At 55.9% G+C, this 18443-nt stretch carries 15 protein-coding genes; 11 read left to right on the top strand and 4 right to left on the bottom strand.

Annotated elements, in window-relative coordinates; translation table 11 throughout:
• Positions 1–187: 187 nt before the first annotated feature.
• The 5 genes from OS189_RS04530 to OS189_RS04510 are packed head-to-tail and all read left to right on the top strand — an operon-like array spanning position 188 to position 4797.
• Positions 188–1507, top strand: a complete 1320-nt coding sequence (locus OS189_RS04530; protein ID WP_267166103.1) for an NAD(P)/FAD-dependent oxidoreductase — start codon at positions 188–190, stop codon at positions 1505–1507.
• On the top strand, positions 1504–2265 hold the full coding sequence (locus OS189_RS04525; protein WP_267166102.1) for a DUF1365 domain-containing protein: 762 nt from the start codon (positions 1504–1506) through the stop codon (positions 2263–2265). The genes OS189_RS04530 and OS189_RS04525 overlap by 4 nt, the downstream gene beginning before the upstream one ends.
• Positions 2262–3503 carry an MFS transporter gene (locus tag OS189_RS04520; RefSeq protein WP_267166101.1) on the top strand — a complete coding sequence of 414 codons (1242 nt, stop codon included), beginning with the start codon at positions 2262–2264 and terminating at the stop codon, positions 3501–3503. Before OS189_RS04525 ends, OS189_RS04520 begins: the two co-directional genes overlap by 4 nt.
• Positions 3503–4069: a DUF3833 family protein gene (locus tag OS189_RS04515; RefSeq protein WP_267166100.1), complete on the top strand. Its 567-nt coding sequence runs from the start codon at positions 3503–3505 to the stop codon at positions 4067–4069. Before OS189_RS04520 ends, OS189_RS04515 begins: the two co-directional genes overlap by 1 nt.
• Positions 4066–4797 carry an SDR family NAD(P)-dependent oxidoreductase gene (locus tag OS189_RS04510; protein ID WP_267166099.1) on the top strand — a complete coding sequence of 244 codons (732 nt, stop codon included), beginning with the start codon at positions 4066–4068 and terminating at the stop codon, positions 4795–4797. The genes OS189_RS04515 and OS189_RS04510 overlap by 4 nt, the downstream gene beginning before the upstream one ends.
• Before the next feature lie 131 nt (positions 4798–4928).
• Here OS189_RS04510 and OS189_RS04505 read toward each other — a convergent pair whose 3' ends face one another.
• Positions 4929–5546, bottom strand: a complete 618-nt coding sequence (locus tag OS189_RS04505) for a glutathione S-transferase family protein (protein WP_267166098.1) — start codon at positions 5544–5546, stop codon at positions 4929–4931.
• A gap of 11 nt (positions 5547–5557) precedes the next feature.
• Positions 5558–6211, bottom strand: a complete 654-nt coding sequence (locus OS189_RS04500; RefSeq protein WP_267166097.1) for a histidine phosphatase family protein — start codon at positions 6209–6211, stop codon at positions 5558–5560.
• A 175-nt stretch (positions 6212–6386) separates the two neighbouring features.
• Here OS189_RS04500 and fdhF point away from each other — a divergent pair, with 175 nt between their 5' ends.
• Positions 6387–9155, top strand: coding sequence for a formate dehydrogenase subunit alpha (gene fdhF, locus OS189_RS04495; RefSeq protein ID WP_267166096.1), 2769 nt, complete (start codon positions 6387–6389; stop codon positions 9153–9155).
• A gap of 61 nt (positions 9156–9216) precedes the next feature.
• Positions 9217–10434 (top strand): Zn-dependent hydrolase, encoded by a 1218-nt coding sequence (locus OS189_RS04490; protein WP_416237451.1) that lies wholly within the window; start codon positions 9217–9219, stop codon positions 10432–10434.
• A gap of 14 nt (positions 10435–10448) precedes the next feature.
• Here the strand turns inward: OS189_RS04490 and OS189_RS04485 are convergent, their stop codons facing one another.
• Together OS189_RS04485 and OS189_RS04480 are read right to left on the bottom strand one after the other, a co-directional pair.
• Positions 10449–11153, bottom strand: coding sequence for a response regulator transcription factor (locus tag OS189_RS04485; protein WP_267166095.1), 705 nt, complete (start codon positions 11151–11153; stop codon positions 10449–10451).
• On the bottom strand, positions 11150–13060 hold the full coding sequence (locus OS189_RS04480; RefSeq protein WP_267166094.1) for a hybrid sensor histidine kinase/response regulator: 1911 nt from the start codon (positions 13058–13060) through the stop codon (positions 11150–11152). Before OS189_RS04480 ends, OS189_RS04485 begins: the two co-directional genes overlap by 4 nt.
• 185 nt (positions 13061–13245) lie before the next feature.
• Between OS189_RS04480 and OS189_RS04475 the strand changes: the two genes are divergently transcribed.
• The 4 genes from OS189_RS04475 (at position 13246) to OS189_RS04460 (ending at position 18363) form a co-directional block, all read left to right on the top strand.
• On the top strand, positions 13246–15216 hold the full coding sequence (locus OS189_RS04475) for an AMP-binding protein (RefSeq protein ID WP_267166093.1): 1971 nt from the start codon (positions 13246–13248) through the stop codon (positions 15214–15216).
• 112 nt (positions 15217–15328) lie between these two features.
• Positions 15329–16147: an ABC transporter ATP-binding protein gene (locus OS189_RS04470; RefSeq protein WP_267166092.1), complete on the top strand. Its 819-nt coding sequence runs from the start codon at positions 15329–15331 to the stop codon at positions 16145–16147.
• 18 nt (positions 16148–16165) lie between these two features.
• Positions 16166–17173 (top strand): branched-chain amino acid ABC transporter permease, encoded by a 1008-nt coding sequence (locus tag OS189_RS04465; RefSeq protein WP_267166091.1) that lies wholly within the window; start codon positions 16166–16168, stop codon positions 17171–17173.
• Between the two features lie 77 nt (positions 17174–17250).
• Positions 17251–18363 carry a branched-chain amino acid ABC transporter permease gene (locus tag OS189_RS04460; protein ID WP_267166090.1) on the top strand — a complete coding sequence of 371 codons (1113 nt, stop codon included), beginning with the start codon at positions 17251–17253 and terminating at the stop codon, positions 18361–18363.
• Positions 18364–18443 lie beyond the last annotated feature (80 nt).

Raw genomic sequence — 18443 nt, 5'->3', positions numbered from 1 at the left:
AACGGAGGCCTGCGGGTCATATCGGTCGGGCGTTTTGCGCGATGATGTATTAAGCGATACTAACATGTGAAGATTACGGGGCAACGGGCATCTTGGATCAAAAAACATTCTGAAACTTATTTACATCCAGCGCCGTGATTTATCCGTATAGCCTACAATATCTTTCCAGACAGGACACAATCACCTTATGCCCTTTGAAGCGCCGGTAACCTTAGACACAGTGACATCAAACCACACGCGCCGCATTGCGGTTATTGGTGCAGGTATTTCGGGGATGGGGGCGGCGCACAAGCTGTCTAGTGATAATCAGGTCACGCTGTTGGAAAGCGGCGCGCGCATCGGCGGTCATGCGCGCACTGTGATCGCAGGAAAAAACGGTGATCAACCGGTTGATACCGGATTTATCGTTTTCAATTACGCGAATTACCCGCATTTGGCGGCGCTATTTTCAGAACTCGATGTGCCGGTTGTGAAATCCAACATGAGCTTTGGGGCATCTATCGATGGCGGACGGCTGGAATATGCGCTGACCGGATTCAATGCGATGTTTGCGCAGCGCAGCAATCTGGTAAATCCCCGTTTCATCGGGATGCTGCGTGATGTGGTCAAGTTCAACAAATATGCGCTGGATGTTGCGCAGGATAAAACACTCAGCTTGCGTGCGTTTCTGGCAAAATTGGGGACTGGAAACTATTTCAGAGACTACTATCTTTTGCCGCTGTCAGGCGCGATCTGGTCTACGCCTGTTGATCAGGTGATGGATTTTCCTGCCCACGCGATCATCCGGTTTTTCGAAAACCATGCGCTTTTGGGATACTCGGGGCAGCATCAGTGGTACACTGTGCAGGGCGGCTCTATCTCGTATGTAAGCAGGCTGGAGGCAGCGATGCGGCAAGGCGGTGTTGATATTCGTCTTAACGCGTCTGTTCAGGGTGTGCGGCGCAATGCGCACGGTGCAGAGGTGAAAACCTACGGCGGAAATTGGGAGCGGTTTGACGAAGTGATCATGGCCACACACTCCGATGACACACTAGCGATGCTTACCGATGCAACGCCTGCCGAGCAGGCTGCACTTGGGGCCATTGCGTATCAACCCAATGATATTGTGCTACACGCGGATGCGGCAATCATGCCCAAACGCCGCGCAACATGGGCTTCCTGGAATTATACCGAAGATGCAAAGGCGAAATCGGATCGCATCGATCTGACCTACTGGATGAATTCGCTACAGCCGATCCCCCACGATGATCCGCATTTCGTGACATTGAACACAAAGCGCACCATCCGCGAGGAATTGATTTACGATCAGGTCATCCTGCGCCATCCGGTTTACGACCTTGCGGTGCTTGATGCACAAGACGCGGTGCGCGCGATGAACGGGCAGAATAACACCTGGTTCTGCGGCGCGTGGATGCGTCACGGGTTTCATGAGGACGGGCTGTCCAGCGCGGTAGATGTTGTGAATGCGCTGTCAGACCGTGCTGCGGCGGCGTTGGCGGCGCAATGACGGCCACTGTCGATCATATCGTCGGGCAGACCTTCCATGGCCGGAAGGGAAAGATCGAAAACGCCTTTCGGTATTCGATCGACTACGTGCTGCTCGACGCCGAAGCGCCGGTTGCCACGCCAAGCCTGTTTTCGCGCAACGGGCGTGCCCTGACTTCGTTGCATGATACAGATCACGGCGGCGCGCCGGGCCAGGGACGGGGCGCTGTCTGGGTGAGGGAGGTGCTGGATCAATACCAGATCCGCAATATCGCGCGGATCGAGCTTTTGGCGCAACCGCGTGTGTTGGGTTATGTGTTCAATCCGGTCAGTTTCTGGCTGTGTCGCCGCGAAGATGGCGCGCTGGTGGCTGTCATCGCCGAGGTGACCAACACTTACGGCGACCGCCATAGCTATCTGTGCCACCACCCCGATCAGCGTGAGATTACCCGAAGTGATAAACTGCACGCGACCAAGGTCATGCATGTCTCGCCCTTTCAGCCGGTTGAGGGTGACTATACGTTCCGCTTTGATATTACCGACGCGCGTATCGGCATCTGGATTGATTATGGCCGCGCGGCGGGTGGGCTGATCGCAACCCTCACCGGTACGCGCCAGCCGCTGGACAATGCCGGGATCCTGCGCAGCATGCTGCGCCGTCCGCTTGGTGCGCGGCGCGTTCTGGCCCTGATCCACTGGCAAGCACTGAAGCTGTGGATAAAGGGGGCGCTGTTTCGTGCGCGCCCCGAAGCGCCGAAAGACGAAGTGTCAAAAGGGTGAGTTCAACCGCTGCCACACGCCTGCCTGCCTATGCCCTGTTTGCGGCGCTGCTCGCCTGTGCGGGGCTACCTATCTATATTCACGCGCCCAAGTTTTACGTAGATCAATACGGGGTTTCCCTAACGGCGCTGGGCACTGTCCTGTTCGCTTTGCGGCTGCTTGACATGGTACAAGACCCGCTGCTGGGGCGGCTGTCGGAAAAACTGCGTGACAGGCGGGGCGTTGCGGTGGGGATCGGCTGCGTAGTAATCGCCGTGGCGATGCTGGGGCTATTTGCCGTGCCTCCGTTGACACCACCGGTGGTGTGGTTCGCCATCATGCTGACGCTGGTGTTTTCGGCCTACAGTTTTCTGACCATCTGCTTTTATGCGCAAGGTGTGGCAAAGGCAGACCGAATGCCAGGCCAGGGGCATCTGCGCCTTGCAAGGTGGCGCGAAACCGGCGCGCTGCTTGGGGTTTGTGTGGCTTCTGTCGTGCCTGTGGCGCTCGGCTACGTGTTTGATGCGCCATTCGGCGGTTTTTCAATCGGCTTTTCTGTACTGGCACTTGCCGCGGGGCTGGCGATGCGTGGTGAATGGTTGTCGGTGGATGTGCCCGCCGGTACAGGGTTCGCCACCGTGCTGCGCGATCGGCTTGCGCGCCGGCTGCTTGTCATTGCGCTGCTGAATGCCGCGCCCGTGGCGGTCAGTTCAACCTTGTTTCTGTTCTATGTCGAAAGCGCTTTGGAGGCACAGGGTTTCGAGGGGCCGCTTTTGTTGTTGTTCTTTCTCTCTGCCGCAGGGGCCGCCCCTGTCTGGGGTGCACTGGCCGAGCGGCATGGCACCCAACGGGTGCTGCTGAGTGCAATGGTACTGGCGATTTTCGCTTTTGGCGGCGCGCTTTTTCTGGGGGCGGGGGACCAGTGGTGGTTTGCACTGGTCTGTGTCGGTTCGGGTGCGGCCATGGGTGCAGATCTGACACTGCTACCGGCCCTGTTCGCCACCCGCATGGCGCAAATTTCTCCTTCTGCGGCGGAGGGTTTTGGGCTGTGGTCATTTGTATCGAAATTCACCTTGGCATTGTCGGCGGCGGTCCTGCTGCCTATGTTGGAGGCATCAGGATACGTCAGTGGTCTTCAGGCGCGCCCCACAGAGGGATCGATTGAGTTATTGCGCCTACTATACGCTGGTGTTCCCTGTGTTCTGAAACTGGCTGCGATATTTCTGTTGTGGCGCACAAAACTGGATCGTGGTGCGTAATGAGTGATGAATTGTTGTTCTTCCTTTTGGGAATTGCATTGGTGTGCCTTGTGTTAGTGCTGCGCAGGCGGTTTGCGGACTTTATGGGCCAGTCGGCTGATGATTACGCTGACGTCTCACCACTTTTCGACATGCGCGAGCATCTGAATGGCGCGATGATTTGTGACGGTGTTATTTTCGGGCCGTTCGGACGAATAACAAGCACATTCAACGCAGATTTTAATGTCAGCTGGAACGGCAACAACGGCACGATTAAAGAGCGCTTTGTCTATAACGACGGCTCTGTCCAAAATCGCGAGTGGCGGATCACGTTGGACGATAATGGTGGTTTTGATGCCTTTGCTGATGATGTTCCCGGTAAGGGGCGGGGCGAGATAGCAGGACCAGCCGTTTTGTTCAATTATCCCATCAGGTTGCCTGCCGAATCCGGGGGCTTCAAACTCAAGGCGTTTGATTGCATGTACTTGACAAAACAGGGTACGGTTGTGAACCGGAGTCAGTTTCGCAAGTTTGGTTTTAGGGTCGCCGAATTGGTCGCGACAATACGAAAAAAGGAAACAGAATGACGCAGTGGCAAGGCAAACGGTATTGGCTGGTAGGTGCAAGTGACGGATTGGGCGCGGCCCTTGCCGGACAGTTAAGCCGCGCCGGGGCAGAAGTTGTCCTTTCTGCACGATCGGAAGACAAGCTAAAGAAACTTGCCGATAGCCTGCCGGGAAAGGCGCAGGTTGTGACGCTGGATGTATCGGACATGACAAGCGTTGAAGCGGCCGCAAAATCCGTCGGTGAAGTGGACGGTGTTGTTTATCTGGCCGGTGCTTACTGGCCCTTTGGCGCACAGAACTGGAACGCCGAACAGGCCAACACCATGGCCGATGTGAACTTTACCGGTTTGATGCGGGTGTTGGGGCAGGTTGTGCCCGATATGGTAAAGCGGGACGCGGGGCATATTGTGATCACGTCCAGCCTGACAGGGTTCAGGGGTTTGCCGAACTCTATCGGTTATACCGCGTCAAAAGCTGCTGTGATGTCACTGGCCGAATGTATGCATGCCGATTTGCGCAAAACCGGCGTGCAGGTTCAGGTTGTGAACCCCGGATTCATTAGAACCCAGCTTACGGATAAAAACGATTTCAAAATGCCGTTTTTGATGGAGCCTGAGGACGCTGCCCGTGAGGTGTTTGAGCACATGAACACCGACAACTTCAAAAAGAGCTTTCCCTACTTCTTTTCGCTCTTGTTCCGCGGAAGCCAGTTTCTGCCGGACTGGCTCTACTTCCGTCTGTTCCGCTAAATCTCTGGCAGCTGCGTGATCTGGATGTGCCGCCCCAAGGGGCGGCATTTCGTGTTTTTACGCGCGTTCGTGGTGCTGTTTGCGGTCCGCAATCGGAGATGGTGCGCGTAGTTCGTTCATGTCCATTCGGGTCACAGCATCCCTTTGTCGCGAACTGTGCGGACGCTTTCGCGGTTTTCCATACGCGCCATAAACGCTTTGATCTCGGGGAAATCCGCTACGGTGACCCCATCCCCTGCCAGCCATTTGCAAACGACAAACAAATACGGGTCTGCGATGCTAAATTCATCGCCGCAGACATAGGAGCCGCGCAGACATTCTGTTTCGACAAACTGGGCGCAGGCGGTCATGTTTTCTGTTACTTTCGCCTTCATATCCGCGTGGCTGTCTGGGTTGTCTGCCCAACGGCTACCGCGCATTTTGTGAGCATGGGCGACATGCATTGTCGAGGCGAGGTAATACATGACACTGCGCATATGGGCCGCATCTTCGGGTGAGGCCGGAACGAGACGGGCATCAGGGGCCAACGTTGCGATATAATCCAGCAACGCACCGGTTTCCGTAAGGACGGTCCCATCGTGCAAAGCCAGTGCGGGCACCCGCCCCTTTGGATTGATGGCAAGGTATTCAGGCTTGGTCTGCTCTGCTTTCGCAAAATCAAGACGTGTCAGGGTGTGATCAAGCCCCGCTTCGACAAGTGCGATAGCAGGCGCAATCGAGATTGTACCGTTTGTGTAAAATAGATTCATTGTACGGGCTTTCATATGTTGGTTTTCGACAGGCTGCGTGCAGGGGTGTCCAAATGTGGGGTGGCGTTGAACAAAACTGGCGAGAGGTGCCCTCCAATGGGGTGTAGCTGGTGTAGTGAAGTGTGATAAATCGCAATTGCAGTGCGGGCTGTGGCTGACACGCTTAATTCCATCTGCTGGGCGATCACATGGGCAATCAATCCGCCGGATGTGACAACTAGTGCGGGCCCGTTATCGGCGGCGATCTCTGCCAATGCGTCGCGGATGCGCATGCGAAACTGTACGTAGGTTTCCGGCGCGCCTTCTAGCTTGTCGTCTTTCCAGTGCTGGAAAACCTGTGGCAAATGATCGATGAAATCAGGTTGCTCGGTCGGGAACGGTATTGCGTGTTGTTCCGACAGCAGACGTGAAAGTGTGAAGTACTCCAGCTCGTTCAGGCGGGGGTCGCGCTGTGGTGTCAGGCCAGTTGCCATGCCATCGGCTGTTTCGATGTGGCGGCGCAACGTGCCGGTAAAAAGCCGCGTATAGGGCAAGCCGGTGTCGCGCAGATGTTCGCCCAGCCACTGCGCCTGTTCGTGCCCCAGATCGCTGAGGCGGTCATAACTGACCTCGTCTTTCGCGGTAGAGTTTGCCTGACCGTGGCGAATAAGGGTAATAGTGGACATGAATGCTCCTGTTGTTTCGCTATTGTTAGGGGAGCGATGCCGCCAGTGAAAGAGCTGTATCGGCAACTCGACAAGGCGCTGGATGGCGGAAATGCGTGGTGTCGTGTCGGGAACCGCCTTCCTGCAAGAGGCTCGCGGGGCTAGAACGGTTCAAACTATTCCGCAGGAGGTTGTTATGACGGATAAAGTCACATTCACGCTTGACGGTCAGACCGTCGAGGCCGACGCCGGAATGACGATTTGGGAAGTGGCCAATGGCCGCGGTCTGATCATTCCCAATCTCTGCCACAAACCTGCCCCCGGATACCGGCCTGACGGCAATTGCCGCGCCTGCATGGTCGAGATTGAGGGAGAACGGACACTGGCCGCGTCCTGCATCCGCGAACCTTCCGAAGGAATGGTCGTGGTTACCAACAACGAGCGCGCAAAAAGTGCGCGTAAGATGGTGATCGAACTGCTGATGGCGGACCAGCCGGAGCATGCTGTGTCACACGATAAATCCAGTCACATGTGGGATATGGCCACGCTGAACGGCGTGGAGGAAAGCCGCTTTCCCAAGATGGACGAGGGCTGTATCCCGCTGCTCGACAACAGCCATGTAGCGATGAGTGTGAATCTGGATGCCTGCATTTCGTGCGGCTTGTGTGTTCGCGCATGTCGCGAAGTGCAGGTAAACGATGTGATCGGCATGTCCGGTCGCGGGCAAAGCAGCTATCCCACGTTCGATATGGCCGACCCGATGGGAGAGTCGACTTGCGTGGCCTGCGGTGAATGTGTGCAAGCCTGCCCGACAGGTGCCTTGATGCCCGCCACTGTGGTTGATGAAAACCAGATCGGGGACAGCGCCGATTTCGACAGTGAAGTCGAAAGCATTTGCCCGTTCTGTGGCGTCGGGTGCCAGATTTCGCTCAAGGTCAAGAATAACAAGGTAAAATACGTCGAGGGCATCAATGGCCCCGCAAACGAGGGCCGCCTGTGTGTTAAAGGCCGCTTCGGATTCGACTATATCCACCACAACCACCGCCTGATGAAGCCGCTGATCCGTCGTGATGATGCGCCTGCCAAGGGGCTGAACGTTGATCCCGGAAACTATCTTGATGTGTTCCGCGAGGCGACATGGGACGAGGCATTGGATGCTGCCGCAAACGGGTTGAAGAGTATCGGCGGCACGGGTGTGGCCGGTTTCGGCTCTGCGAAATGCACCAATGAGGAAGCCTATCTGTTCCAGAAGTTGATCCGGCAGGGGTTTGGCCATAACAACGTCGATCACTGTACGCGTCTGTGTCATGCATCGTCAGTCGCAGCATTGCTGGAAAACGTAGGGTCCGCAGCTGTGACAGCCACGTTCAACGAGATTGAAAATGCTGATGTTGCAATAGTCATCGGCGCAAATCCGATCGAGAACCACCCTGTTGCGGCGACATACTTCAAGCAGTTCAGCAAGCGTGGCGGGAAGCTGATCGTGATGGACCCGCGCGGTCAGGCGCTCAAGCGGTTTTCGTCACATATGCTGCAATTCCGGCCCGGCACGGATGTATCCATGCTGAACGCAATCATGCACGTGATTGTGGAAGAGGAGTTGTACGACAGGCAATACGTCGAAGCCTACACAGAGAATTTTGAAGCGGAGAAGGCCCATTTGAAGGATTTCACTCCGGAATTGATGGCGGCGACATGCGGCATTGATGCAGAGACGTTGCGCGATGTCGCACGCACCTTTGCCGGTGCCAAAGCGGCGATGATTTTCTGGGGCATGGGGGTGAGCCAGCACACGCACGGCACCGATAACGCGCGGTGCCTGATCAGCCTTGCGCTGATGACAGGTCAAGTGGGCCGTCCGGGGGCGGGGCTGCATCCGCTGCGCGGTCAAAACAATGTGCAGGGTGCATCTGATGCGGGTCTGGTGCCGATGTTTCTGCCCGATTATCAATCTGTAACCGATGACGGCGTCCGCTCGGCCTTTACCGATGTCTGGAAGAGCGGCGATTTCAGCAATGAAAAGGGTCTGACAGTTACTGAAATACTGGACGCGGTACATGCGGGAAATATCAGGGGCATGTATATTCTGGGTGAAAACCCCGCCATGTCCGACCCCGATGTAGAGCATGCGCGGGACGCGCTGGCAAAGCTGGATCATCTGGTCGTGCAGGATATCTTCATCACCGAAACCGCAAATTATGCGGATGTGATCCTGCCGGCGAGTGCATTTGCAGAAAAGTCCGGGACGGTGACCAATACCAACCGTCAGGTCCAGATGGGCCGCGCCGCCGTATCGCCCCCCGGCGAGGCGCGCGAAGACTGGTGGATCGAAGTGGAGCTTGCCAAACGGTTGGGCCTGCCGTGGAACTACACATCCCCCGCCGAAGTTTTTGCCGAGATGAAGCTTAACATGAAATCGCTCGACAATATCACATGGGACCGGCTGGAGGCCCACAACGCAGTGACGTATCCTTCGCTAAGCCCTGAAGACCCCGGACAGGCGATTGTGTTCACCGACGGCTTTCCACGGGTTGACGGGCGTGCACGATTTACCCCCGCCAGCATAGTTGCGCCCGATGATCCGCCGGATGCGGATTATCCGATGATCCTGACCACGGGCCGGCAACTGGAGCATTGGCACACGGGGTCGATGACCCGCCGTGCGACAGTGTTGGATGCGATGGAACCGGAGGCGAACTGCTCGCTGCATCCATCCACCTTGCGCAAGCTGGGCGTGGAACCCGGCGGGATGGTGCGCCTGACAACCAAACGCGGCAGCATCGAGATTATGGCGCGGATGGATCGCGCTGTGTCTCCTGACATGGTGTTTCTGCCGTTCGCGTATGTGGAGGCAGCGGCGAATATTCTGACCAACCCTGCAGTGGATCCCTATGGAAAAATACCCGAGTTCAAATTCTCTGCTGTGAAGGTGGAAGCGGTGAATACGGCGGTAGCTGCCGAGTGATCATTGGCTGCTAACTTTGGGACAAATGAGGGGCTCACTTCTGAAATGCCCCAGAGTTTTGTTGGAAAATAAAGAAGGTGATCTTGTGCGTGTAGATAATAACCGGTTTCTGGCAGACCTTCACAAGCTGCGCTCTTTCGGGGCGTCCGGCATTGGAAAGGGCGTTGTGCGGCCTGCGTACTCGCAAGCGGATATGGAGGCGCGTGAGTGGCTGGCGCAGCAAATGCGAGATGCGGGGCTGCGCGTAGAAGTTGACCCGATGGGCAATCTTTTCGGATTAACAGACGGGCCTTCGGTTTTGCTCGGCTCGCACAGTGACAGCCAGCCGGAAGGAGGGTGGCTCGACGGGGCGCTGGGTGTGATCGCTGCGCTGGAAGTTGCGCGCGCAAGCCGCGAGGCGGGCGGGCCTGCTGTTTCGGTTGTGTCGTTTCAGGATGAAGAAGGCCGGTTCGGTGTGACCACGGGCAGTGCGGTGTGGTCGGGGCATCTGACTATGGATCAGGCGGATGTGCTCTGTGACCATAGTGGCGTGCCACTTGCGCAGGCCCGACAAGTCGTTCCGGTGACGGAAGCCGTTGACCCTGCACAATTCACCGGTTTCATCGAAATGCATATCGAGCAGGGGCCTGTGCTGGACAGTACCGGTGAGCGGATCGGCGTTGTGACAGATATCGTCGGTATCCGTGACATGAAAATCACCTTTGAGGGTCAGCAGAACCATGCCGGAACCACGCCAATGCATATCCGGCGGGATGCGTTTCAGGCGGTGTCGGCGTTCAACCACGCTTTGAACGAGCGGTTCGCCAATGTGGTGACGCCCGCTACAGTCTGGACTGTGGGTCATGTTTCGTTGCACCCTAATGCGTCTTCCATTGTGCCGGGAAAAGCAGTGTTTTCAATGCAGTGGCGGGATGGGGATGCAGACCGTCTGGGCCGCATGGAGCAAATTATTCGCGATCTGGCACAGGAAATTGCCGATGTGCGCGGCATGCAGGTTTCGTTTGGTACATTGCTTGGGCTGGAACCGGTAGCGATGGATGCGCGGCTGCGCACGGCGCTGGAAGCTGGCGCAGAGACGGTCGCGCCCGATAGATGGCGGCAGATGCCGTCAGGTGCTTTGCATGATGCAACCAATGTTTCACGGCTGATGCCTGTTGCAATGCTTTTTGTGCCCTCTATCAACGGGATCAGCCACGCATTCGAGGAAGATACCGCCGAAGACGATCTGGTTGCAGGGTTAGAGGTTTTGGCAGCGGCTATCGATGTTTTGGGAGGCTGAGTTGCCGCTCTGCGTTATGCCCATGACACATCGCCCAGAAAGATATATCCCGCGCCGTAGATTGTTTTGATCAGGCGGGGATTTTTTGGATCTTCGCGCAGTTTTGTACGCAGGCGGGAAATGCGCACATCCATCGCGCGGTCGAAACTTTCCGATGCGGCACCGCCAAGCGTTTCCTGCATCTGTGCGCGGCTGATCAGACGTTTGGGCGCATCGAGGAACATACGTAATACTTCGCCTTCTGCGTGGCTGAACGGTGTCTCTGATCCGGAATCGTCCTGCAAGACGTAGCGGTCGAAATGGGCGGTCCAGCCGTTGAAACTTGCCGTGTTGCCTGCGCGTGCAGAACTGGGGCGGGCGCCGCGCAAGCGTGCCCTTATGCGCGCGACAACCTCGGCAGGATCAAACGGTTTGCTGATATAGTCATCCGCGCCCAGTTCCAGACCCGTTACGCGGTCCTGTACCTGCGCGCGGCCCGAAATAATGATCACAACCGCACCTTGTTCAAGGGCGAGGCGATGTACCAGTGTCAGACCGTCGGTGTCCGGCAAGGACAGATCGACCAGACAGACATCGGGGGTACGCTTTGCAAGCGACGCTTCGAAAGCGGATGCGCGCCCGAAGCTTTGGGTGTCAAAACCCGCTTCCTGCAGTACGTCCGATAAAAGCGTACGAATTTCCGGTTCGTCATCAAGAATGCTGACCAGTGGTCTTGTCATGCGGTAGCTTTCTGCGTAGCGGGCGAAATGAGTGCGGCAAGATCGCCTTGCGTAAAGGGTTTGCGCAACACCGGTGCGTGTTTTTGCGCGTCAAGGAACAGGGGCGCATCCGGTGGCAATGATGTCATCAGGACAATGGGCGGGCTGCTTACCCCCAGCCGGCGCACCAGATCAATTCCTGTTGCTTCTCCTTCCAACTGAAGATCGGAGAGGATCAGCGTAATATCAGGGAGATCGGCAAGCAAGGCTGTTGCTTCATCGGCCGAAGTGGCCTCGATTACAGAGTGGCCGAGTTCCATCAGCATGTCACGCAATACTGCGCGCAGATCGTCGCGGTCCTCGACCAGCAGGACCAGTCCGGTGGTGGCGGGCACAGCCGCACGGTAGGGCAGGCGCAAGGTGACTTGTGCGCCGTCTTTGGAATTGGCAAGGTGCATGTCACCTCCGGCCAGTTTGGTCATATCATAGACCATCGGCAGACCCAGGCCGGACCCTTCGGACCCTTTGGTGGTGAAAAACGGATCAAGCCCTTTTTCCAGTGCAATTGCGGAGAACCCCGGACCGGTATCGCTGACCTGAAATTCGATCCACGTGTCGTGGACACGGCGTACATCCAGGAATATCGAACCGCCTGTGCCCATGGCATCACGGGCGTTCAGTATCAGATTGAGCAGCCCGTCCTGAAGCATACCCCTGTCGAGCAGGACCGGCCCGATTTCTGCGACGTTCAGCATTAAACGGGTGCCTTGTGGAAGTGTCGGTTCTGCCAGCGTGACCAGATCTTGCATCATCGAAGGTAAATCGGTGGCGACCGGCCTCAGACTACGCGGATCGGAGACTTGTGCAATCGAGCTGAGCAATGTGCCACCGCGCCGCGCTGCGGCAAGTGTCCCCTCAATCAGGGGGCGCGCATCAGCCGGAAGGTCGGGCAGCCGGTCAAGTCTGGATTGCATGCCCAGAATGATGGTCAGCAGGTTTGAGAAATCATGGGCGAGGCCCGATGTGATTTGCGCTGCCAGCGCGCGGCGACTGGTTTGCTGTAACGCGGCGCGGGTCTGGGTTTCTTCGGTGATGTCCATCGACAGAATGTAAACGCCACCCATCTTGTCCGGAGTGAGGGCGGTGCGGATACGCCGCGCGCTGGTGGAATCAGTAAACTCCTGAACCACTGCTTTCCCGTTATAGGCAGCCGCCAGCGACCCCAGAATTTTATCGTGGTTGTCGGCGCCCAGCACCTTGCGGATATGATGGCCGAGTATCTCGGAGGGCCGGTTGGGAATCACGATGTTCAGCCGCTGGTTTGAATAGGTGTAGATCCCGTCAGCATCGACATGGGCGATATGGGCGGGCATCATTTCGGTGGTCAGGCGCGCGCGGGCTTCTGCTGCGGTAAGTTGGCGTTTGGTTTCTTCCAGTGCGGTGATCATCGCGGCAAGTTCACGGTTGGTCTGCGATAACTGTTCTGTATGTGCCAAAAGCTGGTCACTCAGCGCGTCGGAACGCGCCCGCAACAATGCTTCCTGCGCCTTTGTCGCGGATATATCGGTATAAACAGTGACCCACCCGCCCTCGGCAAGTGGCGATCCCTCGACAGAGATGGTTCTGCCGTTAGCGCGTGTGCGTTCCATATAATGCGGCTTGAAGGCGCGGGCCTGCTCGACCCGCTCTGAAATGAAGGCCTCCGGGTCCGTGACATCGCCGTATTCGCCACGTTTGACGAGGTGGGTGATTGTATCAAGAAACGTGGCGCCGGGCGTGACCAATTCGGCGGGGAGATCAAAAAGAGCCTGGAATGGCGCGTTTGAAACCACAAGGCGTAAATTTCTGTCATAGATCGACAGTGCCTGCCCGATCAGGTTGAGCCCTGCCATTGTCATGGTTTTGGTTTGATCATCATTGAATGGCATCTTGCAAATGCTGGCACCGCTGGGGGCGGGTGTCAAAGGATCAGTTCGCCTTGTTGCAATTCGTTAGGATTGTGCAAACTTCAGGAAAAAGTTGACGCTGATATTATACCTGCCATTCTCGGCGTGATAATGAATCGCGCAAATGCGGTCTGCCTGTCAAAATGACAGGATTGGGAGGATACAATTTGGCTTTGATAGAATGTCCCGCAGGGCAACCGGCATCTGTTCCGGCGCTTTTGCATCGCAACGCAAAACAGTTCGCGAATGCGCCTGCCTACCGTGAAAAAGAATACGGTATCTGGCAAAGCTGGACGTGGAGCCAGACACGTGGCGAGGTCGAGGCGCTGGCGCTCGGGTTTATGGATCTTGGTCTGAACGAAGGCGATTTCGTAGCGATCATAGGCCGGAACCGACCCTATCTATATTGGGCGATGATGGCCGCAGAAATGTGCGGCGCGATACCGGTGCCGCTGTATCAGGACCAGAACGCGGAAGAAATGGCCTATGTGATGAGCCATTGCGGCGCGCGCTTTGCCGTAGTTGGTGATCAGGAGCAGGTCGACAAAGTGCTGGACGTCGCCGATGACCTGCCCGAATTCGAGCGGATGATCTATCTCGACTCGCGCGGGATGCGGAAATACGATCACAGCGCATTGAACCAGTATCAGGACGTTCAGGAGCTTGGCCGCAAGAACCGTGACAAACACATCAAGGAGCTGGAAGCGCGTCAGGCAAAGCTGAACTACGACAGCATCGGCGTGATGCTGTACACATCCGGTACGACCGGCAAGCCGAAGGGTGTGGTGCTGAGCAATCGCAACATAATCGAGACGGCAAAATCTTCGTCCGAGTTTGACGGCCTGAAGCAGAGCGACGAGATTCTGGCGTACCTCCCGATGGCGTGGGTTGGCGATTTCATCTTTTCCGTAGGACAGGCTCTGTGGACAGGTTTCTGCACCAACTGTCCCGAAAGCGCGGACACGATGCACGTGGATTTGCGCGAAATCGGGCCAACCTACTATTTTGCACCGCCGCGCGTGTTCGAGACACAGCTGACCAACGTGATGATCCGCATGGAAGACGCGAGCCGGTTCAAGAAGAAGTTGTTTGATTACTATATGGCGCATGCGCGCAAGGTGGGACCGGCCATTCTGGATGGTAAGGACGTAAGCTTTGGTGATCGTCTGAAGTACCGTCTGGGCGAGTTGTTTATCTATGGCCCACTTAAAAACACACTCGGATTTAGCCGCGTGAGGGTTGGGTATACGGCTGGTGAAGCGATCGGTCCGGAGATTTTCGACTTCTACCGCTCGCTCGGGATCAACCTGAAGCAGCTTTATGGCCAGACCGAGGCGACTGTTTTCATCACTGCACAACCTGATGGTCAAGTGCGCAGTGACACGGTTGGCGTAACCTGCCCCGGTGTGGAGTTGAAGATCGCCGACAACGGCGAAGTATTCTACCGCTCGCCCGGTGTGTTTGTGGAATACTACAAGAACGCAGAGAGCACCGCCGATACAAAAGACGCTGAGGGTTGGGTTGCGACGGGAGACGCCGGATTTATCGAACCCGATACCGGCCATCTGCGGATCATTGACCGTGCCAAAGATGTAGGAAAAATGGCTGACGGATCGCTTTTTGCGCCGAAATACGTTGAAAACAAGCTGAAATTTTTCCCGAATGTTTTGGAAGTTGTTGTGTTTGGCAACGGCAAGGAAGAATGCACCGCCTTTATCAACATCGATCTCACAGCCGTGGGAAATTGGGCGGAGCGCAACAACATCGGTTACGCCTCCTATCAGGAACTGGCGCGGCATCCGCAGGTGATGGACACGATCCAGAGCCATGTGGAGGAGGTGAACGCCAGTGTCGCACAGGACGAGATGCTGTCGGGCTGTCAGATCCACCGGTTTGTTGTTTTGCACAAGGAACTGGATGCCGATGATGGCGAATTGACGCGCACGCGCAAAGTGCGCCGCCGTATCATCGAGGAAAAATACCACGACATCATCACAGCCCTTTATGATGGCTCCAAGCAGATATCGACCGAAACCGAAGTGACCTATGAAGATGGCCGTAAGGGCAGCATCAAGGCGACTCTGGAAGTGCGGTCTGCAAAGGTATTTCCGGTAGCGCACAAGATGGCTGCGCAATGATGGTTCGGCACGCGTCTGCGACGACGTCCCGCCCACCATCCCGCAAGGATGTTCCGCGTGATGCCGGCGCAGGAATGAGTTTAGTTGGAAAAATGAAGCAGGGGATCCGCGCGTGAAGGATAACGCAGAAAGCTATGTGACCGAAGACGGGCGCACGATTGGCCCTGTTGTCATGGAGATGAAGAACATTACGCTGCGGTTCGGCGGTGTGGAGGCAATTAAGGATATCTCGTTTGATATCCGTGAAGGTGAAATCCGCGCGATTATCGGGCCGAATGGCGCCGGCAAGTCCTCGATGCTGAATGTGATTTCAGGGTTTTACGTGCCCCAGGAGGGCGAGGTCTGGTATCGCGGTGCGCCGCGTCCCGCGATGAAGCCTTTTCAGGTGGCGCAGCAGGGGATTGCACGCACGTTTCAGAACATCGCGCTGTTTGAGGGCATGAGCGTTCTGGATAACGTAATGACAGGCCGATTGACGCATATGAAAACCGGAATGATGGCGCAAACCTTCTGGTACGGTTCAGCCGAGCGGGAAGAAATTGCCAACCGTGAAGTTGCGGAAAAGATCATTGATTTTCTTGAAATCCAGGCAATCCGGAAAACGCCGGTATCACGTCTGCCGTATGGTTTGAAAAAACGTGTCGAACTGGCGCGTGCTTTGGCGGCCGAGCCATCTTTGCTGTTGCTCGACGAGCCGATGGCGGGAATGAACGTCGAGGAAAAAGAGGACATGAGCCGCTTTATCCTGTCAGTGAATGATGAATTCGGGACGACCATTGCACTTATCGAGCATGACATGGGCGTGGTGATGGATTTGAGCGACCGTGTGGTCGTGATGGATTATGGCAAGAAAATCGGCGATGGCACGCCGCATGAGGTGCGTAACAATCAGGAGGTGATTGATGCGTATTTGGGTGTGGCACATGATTGATAACTGGGGGGCTGTGTCATGAACGAGCAACTGGCGTTTACGATTGAGGTGTTCCTCAACGGGCTGATGGCGGGCGTGCTTTATGCACTGGTCGCATTGGGCTTTGTGTTGATTTACAAAGCATCGGGGATTTTCAACTATGCCCAGGGGGTTATGGCGCTGTTTGCGGCGATGACGCTGGTCGGCATACAGAACGGGCAGGTGCCGTTTTCGCATTTGATCAATGCGATATTCGGCACAGACATTCACAAATTCGGGTGGTCCGTGCATTCGTTTCTGGCGATCATCCTGACGGTATTTGTGATGATTGCGCTGGCGTGGGCTGTGCAGAGATTTGTGTTTCGTCATCTTGTCGGACAGGAACCGATCATTCTGTTCATGGCGACAATCGGTCTGGCGTATTTCCTTGAAGGTGTTGCCGATTTGATGTGGGGTTCCGAGCTGAAAGCGTTGGATGTTTGTGTTGCTGAAGGCGCGTGTTTGCCGCAGGGCATGAACACATGGCTGGAGGCGACAACTTATGACGCCCTAGGATACGGTTTCTTCATCGATAACTTGGACATTGTTGCGAGCATCATTGCTGCGCTGCTGGTTGTCGGGCTGGTGATGTTTGCCCAATATACCAAGCAGGGCCGTGCGATGCGTGCGGTTGCCGATGACCATCAGGCTGCGCTGTCTGTTGGTGTTTCGCTGAACTTTATCTGGATACTTGTCTGGTCACTGGCGGGATTTGTCGCACTGGTTGCGGGGATCATGTGGGGGGCGAAATCGGGTGTTCAGTTCTCGCTGTCGCTGATTGCTTTGAAAGCATTGCCAGTGCTGATGTTGGGCGGATTCACATCCATTCCGGGGGCAATCGTCGGAGGTCTGATTATCGGCGTAGGGGAAAAGCTGTTCGAATTCCTGATTGGTGCGCCTTTCCTTGGCGGGGCGACCGAAAACTGGTTCGCTTATATGCTAGCACTGCTGTTCTTGGTGTTCCGTCCGCAGGGTCTGTTCGGGGAGAAGATCATTGAGCGGGTTTGATGAAAGAGTTGACCCGACCGGGGCGCTGCCCCGGACCCCGGGATATTTACAGCCAAAAGAAATAGGGAGCGTTCGGTATGTTCTATCGTGAAGCAGGCGATTTCAGGACGACTTATAAAGAAGACCAGCAGACGTTTCCGATCAAGTTTGACCGGTACCGCTATTATCTGGTGTTGTTTCTGGCAATCTTTGTGGTCCCGTTCATCGTTAACGACTATTGGGTTAATTCCCTGCTGCTGCCGTTCCTGATTTACGCAATTGCGGCATTGGGGCTGAATATTCTTGTCGGGTATTGTGGGCAGGTGTCGCTTGGCACCGGTGGCTTTATGGCTGTGGGGGCGTATAGCTGTTACAAGTTCATGACCGGTGTCGATATCTGGTGGGGCGGTGAATTGTTGTTCCGCCTTCCCGAGTTCAACATCTTTTTCAGCGTGATCATGGGCGGTATTATGACAGCGCTTGTGGGTGTTCTGTTCGGCTTGCCCAGTTTGCGGATCAAGGGCTTTTATCTGGCGGTTGCGACGCTTGCCGCGCAGTTCTTCCTTGTCTGGCTGTTCAACCGTGTTGCGTGGTTCTACAACTATTCGGCGTCAGGCCAAATCAGTGCTCCGGAGCGGGATCTGTTTGGTGTGTTGATCACGGGCCCGTCGACAACGCCTTGGGCCGCTTATATGTTCTGTCTGTTTTTCACGATCGTCAGTGCTTACATTGCGCGCAACCTGACGCGTGGTGCGGCCGGGCGTAAATGGATGGCGATCCGTGATATGGATATTGCCGCCGAGATCATCGGTGTTAATCCGCTGCGTGCCAAGCTGACAGCATTTATGGTATCTTCGTTTTTTATCGGAATTTCAGGTGCGTTGTTCTTTGCCGTCTACCTCGGTGCTGTAGAGGTGGGCGAAGCATTCGGCATCCAGAAATCGTTCCTGGTACTGTTTATGGTTATCATCGGCGGTTTGGGCAGCATATTCGGTTCTTTTGCGGGCGCTGCGTTTCTAGTGCTTTTGCCGGTTGTTCTGAAGGTCGTCGGCGTTGATTTGCTGGGTTGGCCGACGGACATCGTGGCGCATTTGCAGCTGGTTATTGTCGGCGCGCTGATTATCATCTTCTTGATCGCTGAACCCCATGGCATCGCCCAGCTATGGCGTGTGGCGAAGGAAAAACTGAGATTGTGGCCTTTCCCGCACTGACGTGGGGGACGTCATGAAAACGCGAGGCGGGGATAACCCGCCCTTCAAAACCAATCGGATAAAATCCAAGGGAGGAAACA

Source organism: Sulfitobacter sp. F26169L, assembly GCF_026410285.1.
Classification (GTDB): domain Bacteria; phylum Pseudomonadota; class Alphaproteobacteria; order Rhodobacterales; family Rhodobacteraceae; genus Sulfitobacter.
The sequence above is the reverse complement of the archived record's forward strand: the minus strand, read 5'-3'. Positions and strand labels throughout refer to the sequence as shown.

Excerpts from the sequence above, each read along its gene's own strand:
- OS189_RS04525 (WP_267166102.1), top strand. The coding sequence starts at position 1,504 with ATGACGGCCACTGTCGATCATATCGTCGGGCAGACCTTCCATGGCCGG.
- OS189_RS04510 (WP_267166099.1), top strand. The coding sequence starts at position 4,066 with ATGACGCAGTGGCAAGGCAAACGGTATTGGCTGGTAGGTGCAAGTGAC.
- OS189_RS04460 (WP_267166090.1), top strand. The coding sequence starts at position 17,251 with ATGTTCTATCGTGAAGCAGGCGATTTCAGGACGACTTATAAAGAAGAC.
- OS189_RS04480 (WP_267166094.1), bottom strand. The coding sequence starts at position 13,060 with ATGCCATTCAATGATGATCAAACCAAAACCATGACAATGGCAGGGCTC.
- OS189_RS04505 (WP_267166098.1), bottom strand. The coding sequence starts at position 5,546 with ATGAATCTATTTTACACAAACGGTACAATCTCGATTGCGCCTGCTATC.
- OS189_RS04485 (WP_267166095.1), bottom strand. The coding sequence starts at position 11,153 with ATGACAAGACCACTGGTCAGCATTCTTGATGACGAACCGGAAATTCGT.
- OS189_RS04500 (WP_267166097.1), bottom strand. The coding sequence starts at position 6,211 with ATGTCCACTATTACCCTTATTCGCCACGGTCAGGCAAACTCTACCGCG.
- OS189_RS04465 (WP_267166091.1), top strand. The coding sequence starts at position 16,166 with ATGAACGAGCAACTGGCGTTTACGATTGAGGTGTTCCTCAACGGGCTG.
- fdhF (WP_267166096.1), top strand. The coding sequence starts at position 6,387 with ATGACGGATAAAGTCACATTCACGCTTGACGGTCAGACCGTCGAGGCC.
- OS189_RS04515 (WP_267166100.1), top strand. The coding sequence starts at position 3,503 with ATGAGTGATGAATTGTTGTTCTTCCTTTTGGGAATTGCATTGGTGTGC.
- OS189_RS04530 (WP_267166103.1), top strand. The coding sequence starts at position 188 with ATGCCCTTTGAAGCGCCGGTAACCTTAGACACAGTGACATCAAACCAC.